This window comes from Paenibacillus dauci, assembly GCF_000971985.1.
In the GTDB taxonomy this organism is placed as follows: Bacteria; Bacillota; Bacilli; order Paenibacillales; family Paenibacillaceae; genus Saccharibacillus; species Saccharibacillus dauci.
Window position 1 is genome coordinate 521,464 of sequence record NZ_LAQQ01000002.1, and the last position, 12,463, is coordinate 533,926.

At 50.3% G+C, this 12,463-nt stretch carries 11 protein-coding genes; 5 read left to right on the plus strand and 6 right to left on the minus strand.

Going from position 1 to position 12,463, the window contains the following annotated elements; translation table 11 throughout:
• Window positions 1-191 precede the first annotated feature (191 nt).
• From cobA to nirB, 3 genes are all read right to left on the minus strand, one after another.
• On the minus strand, window positions 192-998 hold the full coding sequence (cobA, locus tag WH46_RS16620) for a uroporphyrinogen-III C-methyltransferase (RefSeq protein WP_046227587.1): 807 nt from the start codon (window positions 996-998) through the stop codon (window positions 192-194).
• Window positions 999-1,063: 65 nt separating this feature from the next.
• Window positions 1,064-1,393, minus strand: coding sequence for a nitrite reductase small subunit NirD (gene nirD / locus WH46_RS16625; RefSeq protein ID WP_017811116.1), 330 nt, complete (start codon window positions 1,391-1,393; stop codon window positions 1,064-1,066).
• Window positions 1,394-1,424: 31 nt separating this feature from the next.
• Window positions 1,425-3,893, minus strand: coding sequence for a nitrite reductase large subunit NirB (gene nirB / locus WH46_RS16630; protein ID WP_046227588.1), 2,469 nt, complete (start codon window positions 3,891-3,893; stop codon window positions 1,425-1,427).
• 431 nt (window positions 3,894-4,324) lie between these two features.
• On the opposite strand from nirB, the gene WH46_RS16635 reads away from it, so the two are divergent.
• Together WH46_RS16635 and WH46_RS16640 are read left to right on the plus strand one after the other, a co-directional pair.
• A complete protein-coding gene (locus WH46_RS16635) occupies window positions 4,325-4,924 on the plus strand; it encodes an ANTAR domain-containing response regulator (RefSeq protein ID WP_046227589.1) in 600 nt (199 codons plus the stop codon).
• Window positions 4,925-4,944: 20 nt separating this feature from the next.
• Window positions 4,945-6,009, plus strand: a complete 1,065-nt coding sequence (locus WH46_RS16640; RefSeq protein ID WP_046227590.1) for an anthranilate phosphoribosyltransferase — start codon at window positions 4,945-4,947, stop codon at window positions 6,007-6,009.
• A 227-nt stretch (window positions 6,010-6,236) separates the two neighbouring features.
• Here the strand turns inward: WH46_RS16640 and WH46_RS16645 are convergent, their stop codons facing one another.
• From WH46_RS16645 to bacA, 3 genes are all read right to left on the minus strand, one after another.
• Complete coding sequence (locus tag WH46_RS16645; RefSeq protein ID WP_046227591.1) at window positions 6,237-7,577, minus strand: hemolysin family protein; 1,341 nt, start codon at window positions 7,575-7,577, stop codon at window positions 6,237-6,239.
• Between the two features lie 96 nt (window positions 7,578-7,673).
• The gene (locus WH46_RS16650) at window positions 7,674-8,045 is read right to left on the minus strand and encodes a hypothetical protein (protein ID WP_156172295.1); all 372 of its coding nucleotides are present in this window, start codon (window positions 8,043-8,045) and stop codon (window positions 7,674-7,676) included.
• A gap of 208 nt (window positions 8,046-8,253) precedes the next feature.
• Window positions 8,254-9,090: an undecaprenyl-diphosphate phosphatase gene (gene bacA / locus WH46_RS16655; protein ID WP_017811110.1), complete on the minus strand. Its 837-nt coding sequence runs from the start codon at window positions 9,088-9,090 to the stop codon at window positions 8,254-8,256.
• 467 nt (window positions 9,091-9,557) lie between these two features.
• Here bacA and WH46_RS16665 point away from each other — a divergent pair, with 467 nt between their 5' ends.
• The 3 genes from WH46_RS16665 (at window position 9,558) to WH46_RS16675 (ending at window position 12,458) form a co-directional block, all read left to right on the plus strand.
• Window positions 9,558-10,325 (plus strand): AIM24 family protein, encoded by a 768-nt coding sequence (locus tag WH46_RS16665; protein WP_017811108.1) that lies wholly within the window; start codon window positions 9,558-9,560, stop codon window positions 10,323-10,325.
• A gap of 140 nt (window positions 10,326-10,465) precedes the next feature.
• Complete coding sequence (locus WH46_RS16670; protein WP_046227593.1) at window positions 10,466-10,948, plus strand: Dps family protein; 483 nt, start codon at window positions 10,466-10,468, stop codon at window positions 10,946-10,948.
• Between the two features lie 373 nt (window positions 10,949-11,321).
• Window positions 11,322-12,458: a nitric oxide synthase oxygenase gene (locus tag WH46_RS16675; RefSeq protein WP_046227594.1), complete on the plus strand. Its 1,137-nt coding sequence runs from the start codon at window positions 11,322-11,324 to the stop codon at window positions 12,456-12,458.
• Window positions 12,459-12,463 lie beyond the last annotated feature (5 nt).

Genomic DNA, 12,463 nt, shown 5'->3' on the forward strand with positions numbered 1-12,463 from the left:
TATGTATACAGAAATATTGAAAAAAGCTGTTCCACACGTATCGATCAGGATACACAAGGAACAGCTTTTTTTATGGCAGTTAGTTGGCATCCTCTTTTGTAAGCATGTACTGAGAAGCAAAGTTCGCATTCTGTTTTATGACATATTGGAATCAGACCGGCATTATCTCGCCCAGCAGTCATCCTCGGTATTCAGCCAATCATCGTCCGGGCTTGCTGCTGAATCTGCTGCAGCTGTTCCCGTATCCGAACCACCTCGCCGACAATAATCAGCGCTGGATTGCCCAGCTGCGCTGCTCCGGCAATCCGAGCTATATCCTCCAGTGTACCGGTCAGCACTCGCTGCACTGAAGTCGTTCCATTCTCGATAACGGCAACCGGTGTAGCCGGAGGAAGACCATAACGAACCAATTCGCTGCAGATCTGCTGCAGCTGACTAACTCCCATATAAATAGCCAGCGTATCTACACTCTGGGCGAGCAGATCCCAGCGTACTGCATTTCCTGCTGCATCGATCATGCCTGTGTCGCTGCCGCTCTCCGGCTGCGCCCGACTGGCTGTCACACAGGCAAAGGAAGTCGCAATACCACGGTGGGTCAGCGGAATATCCGCACCAGCGGCTGCACCGATCGCTGCAGTAACACCGGGAATAAACTCATAATCGATTCCCCGCTCCTGCAAAAAAAGTGCTTCTTCACCGCCGCGTCCGAATACAAGCGGGTCGCCACCTTTGAGCCGTACGACATGCTGACCAGCCGAAGCATACTGCAGCAGTGTGCGATGAATCGCCTGCTGGCTCATATGATGCAGGCCGGGAGATTTGCCGCAGTAGATGCGCCGTGCATCCGGACGAGCGTACTGCAGCAGTTCCTCGCTGACGAGCCGGTCGTACAGGATAACATCAGCCTGCTCGATTCGCCGCAGCGCTTTGACAGTGATCAGCTCCGGATCTCCCGGTCCTGCGCCGACAATACTTACTTTTCCCAGAGTTCGATTCATCGCCAGGCCTCCTTTTGAATATAGAACTGCATTGCAGTGGATCTAAGCAATCTGACTGCTGTAGTCTAGCGGGCTGCCAGCGTAGGAAGGGTGATATAGATCGAGCCGCTGCTTTCGTCAATCTCGGTGGGAAAGGTATTCACACAGCCCTCATCCGGGTCCTGTACTCTACCGCTGCGCAGCTCGATTTTCCAGTCATGCAGAGGACAGTGGACCGTTGTACCGCAGACCATACCTTCTGACAGCCTGCCGCCTTTGTGGGGGCAGCGATTCTCGACAGCATGAATACTGCCGTCACTGAGACGGAACAGCGCGACCTCTGTATCTCCCAGGGTGAAGGTACGTGATCCTTTGACATCAATATCCGAAATATGGGCGATTTGCATTCTGTTCATCGCTGATCCCTCCTTGGAGTTATGTCCTGAATTAGTGGCCTGCCGGTGACGATCCGCTCAGCGCTGCCGCTCCATTCAGGTCTTCAAAGTTTTTACGCAGGCTGTCGTTATCGATAATTTTTTTCCATGGATCGGTTGTATAGCTCAGTGTCTCTTCCAGGCGGCTGACCAGTTCCTGGCGAACCGCTTCATCCGCGAGCTTCTCCTTGATCGGCTCCAGACCGACCCGCTCGACCCAGGCTGCCGTACGCTCATTCCAGCGGGCACTTTCGCGATAATACTGGAGAAAGGCAGAGCTCCATTCCATAACTTCATCTTCCGTCTTCACGGTGCAGAGCAGCTCGCCGGCACGAATCTTCACGCCGCCGTTACCGCCTACATACAGCTCCCATGCGCCATCCAGAGCGACGATCCCCACATCCTTGATACCGGATTCGGCACAGTTGCGTGGACAGCCGGAGACTGCCAGCTTGACCTTGGCCGGTGCATCCATGCGCTCGAATGCTTTTTCCAGCTTGATGCCCATACCCATTGCATCCTTGGTACCGAACCGGCAGAAGGTATCTCCGACGCAGGTTTTGACCGTACGCAGTGTTTTACCGTAGGCATGACCGGATGGCATATCCAGCTCTTCCCAGATCTTCGGCAGGTCTTCTTTTTGAATACCCAGCAGATCGAGCCGTTGTCCACCGGTGAATTTGACCAGCGGCACATTGTATTTTTCTGCGACAGCAGCGATTTTCATCAGATCGGCAGGTGAAGTCACGCCGCCATAGATGCGGGGCACGACCGAGTAGGTTCCGTCTTTCTGGATATTGGCATGATAGCGTTCGTTGGTGAAGCGGGATTCTTTTTCATCCTCATATTCACCCGGCCACAGCATTCCCAGATAGTAGTTGAGGGCCGGGCGGCATTTGGAACAGCCTTCCGGCTCGGACCAGTCCAGCACATTCATGACTTCCTTGACTGTTTTGAGTCCCATGCGCTGAATTTCGGAGACAATTTCGTCCCGATCGAGTGAGGTACAGCCGCAGATGCCCTCTTTGACAGCAGCACCGGCATTTTCTCCGGCGTACAGCTGCAGCAGTCCCTCAACGAGCGGGGCACAGCCGCCGCAGGAAGCCGAAGCTTTGGTACAGGCTTTGAGCGACTTCATACTGGTACATCCTTTGTTCTGTACCGCATCGGCTACTGTGGCTTTGCTGACGCCGTTACAGCCGCAGATGATCTCATCATCCGGCATTGCTTCGAGGCGTTGCAGTGGCGATACTGCTGATGCGCCAGCGGCAGGTTGCCCGGTCAGCAGTTCCTTTTCCCTGCCGCTGACAGATTCACCGCTTTTGATCAGAGAGAAGAGAGAGGCACCGTCGGAAGTGTCTCCGAACAGTACGGCGCCGATCAATCGGCCATCCCGCATCACGAGCTTTTTGTAAATGCCATCGATATCATCCTGTATTCGCAGGGAGCGTGTCTCGGGTGTATCCTGGAATTCGCCGGCAGAGAATACATCTACACCGGATACCTTGAGCTTGGTGGAAGTCACCGAGCCTTCATAAGGAAGAGTCTCTACGCCGGCAAGCCGCTTGGCGAGTACGGTTCCCTGTTCATACAGCGGGGCCACCAGTCCATAGCCGATGCCGCGGTGTTCGGCGCATTCGCCGACGGCGGAGATTCCCGGTACGCTGGTACGCATATAATCATCTACAATAATACCGCGTCCGATCTTCAGTCCGGCAGATTGCGCCAGCTGAATATTGGGACGTATACCCACAGCCATAACGACCAGATCGGCTTCCAGTGATGTGCCATCGGTGAATCGCAGTCCCTGTACCCGGCGTTTGCCGGTGAGTTCGACGGTACGCTTTTGCAGCAGGAACTTCATACCCTGCGCTTCCAGCTCCTGCTGCAGCATCAGTCCAGCCGGACGATCGAGCTGCCGATCCATCAGATGTTCATTGATATGAATAACTGTGACATCCATACCCAGATTGAGCAGACCGCGAGCTGCTTCCAACCCGAGCAGACCGCCGCCAATGACGGCAGCCTTTTGGTGGGTACGGGCTGTCTCCATCATCGTCTCGCAATCTCTAATATCCCGGAAGCCGATTACGCCGTCTTTGTCCGAACCCGGCAGCGGCGGGATAAAGGCGCTGGAGCCTGTAGCCAGAATCAGTTCATCATATTCGGCTGTAATGCCTTGGGAGGATACTACCCGGCGGGCTGCCGGATCGATTCGTACAATCGGGTCACCGGTATGCAGCGTAATCGCATTGTCGGTATACCAGTCCAGCTGATTAATGATGATATCGTTCATATCCGCTCCGCCTGCAAGCACGGAGGACAGTAGAATACGATTATAGTTAGGATGCGGTTCTGCACCGAAAATGGTAATTTCATAAGTTTGCGGAGCCAGTTTGAGCAGATGTTCCAGCATGCGTACACCGGCCATTCCATTGCCTGCCAGTACCAGTTTTTTGATCGGTTGGTTCGTCTCTCTCATGCGAATCTCTCCCTCCAGGTATTCCATTCATCTCTTTTCTGTGGCTAAGCGACTGCGTGCTGACTGAACGGACGACAGATCATAAAATCGGTAAAAATAAAAAGCCTGTTCGGTTATACGGCAGGCAGGCGCAGATATGGCGCAGCATGCAGTATAACGGAACAGGCTTCATTGCCGTCCTATCAGATACATCGTTGTATCCTCTCGTTTACTTATGCGCTAACTATAAGACATGTATAACTATGTGTCAATATAAATAACATAAAAATTTTATTTGAAATTAGAAGTTAATTATGTTTACATGAAAAATAGAAAATGATTTATTTCATTTCGTTTCAAACGATAATTTATCCATATAAAAGCTTATTCTTCAATAACATGTAACCTTTTCTGCTGTATAGATAGACTGGACAGGAGGGAGTATCTGTATAATGCGTTCCTTACTCGTTATTCGAATGGAAAATATCATAAGTGATCCGAATCAGGCGGCATCGGGCCTATTTCCCGAGATGATGCTGGAAGAGAACGGTTATCAGGTACAGGTCGCAGATGGAGACAGCTCTGTCCGTGTACTCCGACTGCTCGGTGAAGCCGATGCGGCGGTACTGGATCTTCCGATTGAGGAGATCCCCGAATGGGAAAAGCTGCTGTCGCAATCCCGGCCGATCCCATTATTGTGGTGGTGCAGTCAGCAGACCGCTTCATCATCTGCAGAAGCCTGCGAGACCGAGATTGCGATTGATGGCATTCTGACTCCCTCGATGCGTGACCGTGAGTTGCATTGGGCCCTGCATTTTGCAGCCAAGCAGTGCATGGAGCGTCAGCAGTGGGCAAGTGAGCGCAAGCAGCTCCAATCCCGGCTGGAAGAACGCAAGTGGATTGATATGGCCAAAGGTATCCTCGCAGACATGAAAAACATTTCCGAAGCAGAAGCCTATGATCTGCTACGCAAAAAAGCAATGAACGAACGCAAACGTATGGTCGACGTGGCAACAGCGATTGTCAAAGCCCATCAGCTGCTGCAATCGTAAAGCAAGAGGAGGAATCTGACATGAACATGACCGAGATACTCAAGGAAGTCGGGCGCGGCAAGCGCGGTTCCCGTGATCTGAATTACGAAGAGTCGCTGCATGTTGCCAGTATGATAATGAACAGACAGGCCTCCGATGTACAGATCGGTGCCTTCTTTATGGCAGAACGCATGAAAATGGAAAATGTCGACGAATTGCAGGCTTTTGTGGATGTATGCCGTCAGCTGTCCAGACGCACCCCTCTTCGCAGAGGCGGTCTGGATTGCGCAGGACCATATGATGGACGACTCAAATCCTTTATTGCCGGATTTGCTACGTCATTTGTATTGGCAGCGGCAGGGGTGCCGGTTACGCTGCATGGCAGTGAGCCGCTGCCGCCCAAATGGGGAGTCACTCTGCCGGTACTGCTGCGCGAGATGGGCGTCGATACCGATCAACTTACCCGTGATCAGGCGCTGCATGCGGCTTGTGAGACCGGGTTGTTATTTGTTGCAGCGGAGCAGTGGTGTCCGCCGCTTGGCGATCTGCGGGTGCTGCGCGAAGAGATCGGCGTGCGTACCGTGCTCAATACGGCAGAGAAATTGATGAATTACAGTCAAGCGCCTTATCTGGTTTATGGCGTTTTTCATAATACTTTTTTTGAGCGGATGTCCAAGCTGCTGCTACGCCTGGATTATGAACGGGCTTTTATCGTCCAGGGTCCGGAAGGATCGGAGGATCTGTTTATTGATCGTCCAACTCGTACGTACCGGGTGGAGAATGGGGAAGCCCAACTAGAGATTATTGATCCGGAAGCTTACTTTCTCGATATGTCGGTACCGGAGATGAACTGGACGGCAGCGGAGCAGATCAGGGTGACCGAGCAGGTGCTGACCGGCACGGCCGATCGGGCCTTTATTCACCAGGTGCTGCTGAACAGCGCTTACCGCCTCTATCTGGCTAGCCGGGCCGATTCGATCGAGCAGGGTGTGTATGATGCCAAAGCCCTGCTAGAGAGCGGGCAGGCCCGTCAGCTGTATGTGCAGTGGGGAAGTCTGATGCGCGGCGAACAGCCGAATATGCTGCCGACCGGCAGTATCCATTAAGAAATGATACATGTATGGACACGCAGTTATACACAGCCTGATGCGATGCAGGGTCAGTACATGGGAATCTCGACAAGTAGGCGCCTTCTAATATTTTCACACGATAAAAACAAAACAGCCGCTTCACCGAAAACCGGGAAGCGGCTGTTTTGTTGTATTCTATTCGATACCATCCATACCAACAGGCTACCGATCCTGCGATCAGTTACCAGCTGGTACCATGGTTGTTATTCATTCTCTTCGTTGATCTCGTTTTCGGAAGTCACCGGATGACGAGTGATCTCCAATTTGCGGTAACGACGTACACCACGACGCAGAACACGAATACTCAGGTTCTCGAATTCGTACACGGCACCAGCCGGAAGATCCGGACGCTGTCCGTATAACCAGCCGCCGATCGTATCGAGTTCTTCATCGTCCAGCTCGATATTCAGAATATCATTGACCCGGTTGATAAATACTTTACCATCCACAATCAGATGATTCTCGTCAATGCGCTGAATCTCGTCTTCTTCGTCTGCATCGAATTCGTCGCGGATCTCGCCGACGATTTCTTCCAGAATATCCTCGATTGTGATCATACCCGATGTTCCGCCGTACTCATCGACCAGAATGGCAATATGCGTACCTTCCAGCTGCATCCGTTTCAGCAGATCCTTGACCGGAATGGTCTCAGATACCGACATCACCGGATGGATCAGGGAAGCTACATGCAGATTCGCCTGCTCTTCGGCAGCGAGGAAGAACTGCTTGGTGTTGATCATACCGACAATATTATCCTTGCTGCCTTCGGCAACCGGGAAACGGGTGTACTGTTCTCTGCGGATAATCTCGCGATTCTCTGCAGGCGATTTGTCGGTGAACAGACAGACCATATCGGTACGCGGTACCATCAGTTCCTTGGCAATCATCTCGTCAAAAGCAAAGATACGGCTGACATAGCCAAATTCGCTCTGGTTGATCTTGCCGCTCTCATAACTCTCGTTCAGAATGATCTGAAGTTCCTCTTCCGAGTGGGCTTCTTCATTCTCGCTGGCAGGTTTCAGACCAATCACGCGACATAGAGCATTCGCGGATCCGTTCAGCAGCCAGATGAACGGGTACATGATACGGTTGAAAATAATAATTGGGCGCGCTGTATACAAGGTGACGAGTTCGGCTTTGCGCAGGGCAACGGTTTTCGGCGTCAATTCACCGACAACCACGTGGAAATAGGTAACCAGAATCAATGCAATCGCATACGACAGGATATGTGACAATGCCGCAGGTACATTCAGATCATGGAAGACCGGTTCCAGTACAGCTTCAACCGTTGGCTCCCCGAGCATACCGAGACCGAGTGCAGTGATCGTAATCCCCAGCTGACATGTAGACAGATAGGCATCCAGATTGGAGATTACTTCTCTGGCCGAGCGGGCTTTTTTGTTACCCTCGGCCATGAGCTGATCGATCCGGCTCGGACGTACCTTTACAATAGCAAATTCCACTACAACGAAAAACGCCGTGAAAATAATCAAAATAACGAACAAGGTCAGATTAAGACCTATATTTATACCACCGTCTGACAAAAAAATTCTCTCCCTTCGTGCGCTGTGCGCACCGATACAATTTGAGTTAGGATAAGCTGCCGCCATAGGACGGCTTCGTTATGACCGTATGATTCGCTATAAATAGCGCACGGGCACATCATCCATATAATTGGACCGGTACTTGAGCGCAGCCAGAAGCAGACGCTTAAGCAGAAGGGGTATAGAGGAAAGCAGATGAGTGCGGTCTATTGCTACAATCCGTGTCATACCCGCAAAAAGGGCAGTTAACGACATTAGCGCCGGCAGATTGGGCAAAGGATTGCCGTCATCTGTATTACAGGCATAACGTGCCGTTCCGAATGACATATTGCACGGATTGATACCGTTTGTTACGGCAAAGTCATAGTCTGTCTCGTCTGTCGATTGAAACGGCAGACAGAACAGGAGCATGACCAGGCTAAAGAGCAGTGCACTCATCTGCCGCCTTCGTGAAGGTAAATTATCCAAGTAGCATCTCCCATTTGTCGGGACGGTTAGACCGTCCATTATCGTAATCTCTATGCCGCTCAGGCACAAAAATGACATTAATTAAAGTTATACGTATTCTACAGGATATCGTTTCAAAAACCAATGTTCTTTTTAATCCAATAGACGGTAAAATGAAAAATGGCATCGCCGCAAGAGCAGCAGATGCCATTTTTAGCAGTCCGGCAAATTATCTTGCCAGCAGGATAAAGAATATAATTGCCAGTACAAAACGATAGACGGCAAATACAGTCAGAGAAAGGCGTTTGAGCAGGCTCAGGAACGTTTTGATTGCGATCATCGCTACGATAAATGCAGTGATAAATCCGGCAGCGAAGAATCCAAAGTCATCCATGCTCAGGAATTCGGCACTCTTGTACAGGTCATAGCCTGTAGCACCGAACATGACCGGTACGGAGACAAGGAAGGTAAATTCAGCTGCAGCGACGTGGGATACGCCGAGCAGGATACCACCGGAGATCGTCGATCCCGAACGGGAGAAGCCCGGCCACAGTGCCAGACACTGGAACAGACCGATACCAAAAGCCTGCTTGTACGTAATATCATCGACCGTCATATTGCCGGCACTGCGGCCTTTGCGCCACTCGGCATAGATCATCAGCAGGCCGCCGACCACGAGGCTGTAGACAACCGTCTGCGGGCCGAATAGATACTTTTTGATCATATCATGCAGCAGCAGTCCTACTACAACAGCCGGCAGCATGGCTAGTGCGATATGTAAGATATTGAGACGATGGGGAGCACCCGGGCGATTGTCCTGTTTGAGACGGCCGCGGAACAGATCGGGAATCGTCATCAGAATATCGATAAATTTGCGCCAGTACAGAACGACAACGGCGAGTACGGCACCAAGTTGTACGACAATTTCAAATGATTTGACCTGCTCGGAGTTCTCGTCCAGTCCCAGCAGAAAAGCGGTCAGGATCATATGACCTGTACTGGACACGGGAAGGAACTCGGTGAGTCCTTCAATAATACCCATAATAATGGCTGAAATAATATCCACGAATGGACCTCCTTTGGATGTGTATTTGCATGGATGGCAAATACCTGGCTTGGTTTACAACAAGATGGATTTTATGGCCAACATGATGTTCGGTTTGCGAAGAGCAAACCACGCTTCTACCATAGTATGAGAAAAAGTAGGTGGCAGTCAATTTGCCATCTGTCCGTTGACAGACCGGAATTTTGGTCTGCCGGACCGGGTGATGAACTGAAAGCACTAGGACAGGTAAGTTATTCAGCAAAAGGAATCGCTTACATTGAATCTGGAGGTTACTTTATAATAGGAATGGGGTCGAAAGCTGTCGATTAATTTATTTGTGACAAAAAGGAATAAATTTCAAAATTCCCGGCATTGCTTATGAATATACTTCCGTTAATATTAGAAATAGGTGTTTTGATCATTTTGTTGCAGTCGTGTTTACGGATATCTGTTGTGGATATCTTATTATCTCAAAGGAGTGATTGGATATGGCATTTGTAATTAATAATCTGACGGATAACAGCAATACGGTAATCAAGGAAAAGCTCGGTAGCTTTACCGTTCTGGAATACATAAAGGATCTGAGTACAACCTCGGTGATGGACGCTACGGCGCAATATTATATGTCCCATAGCAATATGCATCGCAAGCAGCTGATGATCGAACTGAACAACAGCGAGATTATGATGAAAGCAGGCGCCATGCAGTACACGGTCGGCCGGATGGAGATGACCACAGGGATCAAGGATGCCGGCGGAGCGGTACGAAGCTTTTTTGGCGGGGCAGCGAGTGGTACAGGAGCGATCAAGCCTCTCTATAAAGGAACAGGGACGATTCTGCTGGAGCCTACATACAAGTATATCTGGCTGATCGATGTAGATAATGATGAAGTTGTTATTGAAGATGGGCTGTTCCTGGCCTGTGAGACATCCCTGCGAATCGGCGTGACAGCGCGCAGTAATCTGTCCTCGGCCGTACTCGGCGGAGAAGGGCTGTTCAATATGAGCGCGAGCGGTAAAGGGGTTATCGCACTCGAAGCGCCGATTCCATCCGAAGAGGCCGTTGTCGTCGAGCTGCAAAATGATGAACTCAAGGTAGATGGCAACTTTGCGATGATGTGGTCAAATTCGCTGAACTTTACGGTAGAGCGCTCCGGCAAGACCCGGCTTGGTTCAGCTGCGTCCGGTGAAGGACTGGTTAACGTGTATCGCGGGACCGGCATGGTTTGGCTCGCACCGCTGGCAGCTTACAGCTGATTTGTAAGCGGACAGATCCTCTTTTCAGAAATAAAAATGAAAATATAAAAAAGCACTAGCCAAATCCAAAATGATCTGTTATTATTAAATCAGGAATTAGAATAAGTCTAAATTTAAAATAAAGAAAAGAGGAATTAACCATGACAACTGTAAATAACCAAACTCATACATCCGAGAACACACAGATCGATTCCCTCTACAATGCACTGAATATTCAAATCGCCAACTGGTCTGTACTGTATACCAAACTGCACAACTTCCACTGGTATGTAAAAGGCGAGAACTTCTACACCCTGCATGCCAAATTCGAAGAACTGTACACTCAGGTAACCGTGTATATGGATGATGTGGCAGAGCGCCTACTGGCTATCGGTGGACGTCCGGTCGCTACAATCAAGGAACAGCTGGAGCTGTCCACACTGCTGGAAGCAACAGGTAGCGAATCTGCTAACCAGATGGTAACTTCAGTGGTAGAAGACTTTGCTACACTGTCCGGTGAGATGAGCGAAGCCATTATACTGGCTGAAGAGCTGGCGGATCACCCAACAGCTGACCTGCTGACAGGTATTCGCGGTGAAGTAGAAAAAGCCGCTTGGATGCTTAACGCTTACCTGGGCCGCTAATCCCGCGAGGATTTACTGGATTGATCAGAACCTTTTATTAAAAAACAATTGCAATTGTGATAGCAGTACGGTTCATACCCCATCTTGAACGTACTGCTCCTATACATTCCCCATACCAGCCTGCCGAGTAGAAGCTATCCTACCCGGCAGGCTTTTTATATGCTGATTTTGTGACAGTTTGTCCCGGTTACTGCCAGATCACTTTCGGTTCACGTATAATGGGTAGACGCTAGTATTAAGTAAGTTCGTATAAAAGCCGAAATTGAATGTCCGGTGGCTCACATCTGTAAGAGTTATTTATCCGTATGTGAATAATAGAAGCAGGGCGGCATAACCCGATATGTGAAATTCATAAAATAATGAGGTGGACAATATGGCGGTAACCTATCCGCTTGTTCAGGAAGCAGAATCCTTTATCCGTGTATGTTATCAGGAGCTGGGTCACAGTGAAGAACGGATCGCAGCCCGGATGGAAGAAATATATGAAGAAATTGAGCGTCAGGGAATCTATACCCATACGCTGGAAGAACTCAGTCATGGTGCCAAAATGGCCTGGCGCAACAGCAATCGCTGTATTGGCCGGTTGTTTTGGGATCATCTGGATGTAAGGGATGCCCGGCAGGCGGAAGGTATCGACCAGATCGCAGCCGAACTACTGGAACATATCCGATATGCGACCAATGGCGGCAAGATCCGTCCGACGATCACGATTTTCCGTCCGCGTGATGCCGAAGGACGAGAGACACGTATCTGGAATCATCAATTGATCCGATATGCAGGTTATGAGACCGAAGAAGGTGTCAAGGGGGATTCTTCATCCCTTTCCTTTACAAGGTTCTGTCAGCATCTGGGCTGGCAGGGAGCAGGAACTGATTTTGATGTGCTGCCGCTGGTTATAAGTGAGAATAACGGTGCTCCCCGGTGGTATGAGATTCCGCTGCAGGATGTGCTGGAAGTGCCCATGATCCATCCGGATTATCCGGAATTTACAGAGCTTGGGCTGAAATGGTATGCTGTTCCCATTGTGTCCGAGATGCGGCTTGATATCGGCGGGATTCAATACACGGCTGCGCCGTTTAACGGATGGTATATGGGTACGGAGATCGGTGCCCGTAATTTTGCCGATGAACATCGGTATAATCTGCTGCCAGTGATGGCTCGTCTTATGGGGCTGGATACCATCAGCAAATCAACGCTGTGGCAGGATCGTGCACTCGTGGAATTGAATGCTGCAGTACTACATTCCTACAAGCAGGCGGGAGTGAGTATTGTCGATCATCATACGGCTGCTTCCCAATTTCAGAAATTCGAAGAACGCGAAGCGGCGGCCGGACGTGAAGTGACCGGGAACTGGGTATGGCTGATTCCACCCATGTCTCCGGCAACCACGCATATTTTCCATCGTCCATATCCCAACCGGACAGTGACGCCGAACTTCTTTTATCAGGATAAAAAATATGAGCGGAGCGAGACCGGATCGCAGGATGGAGGCGGCTGCCCGTTTCATTGAGAGGA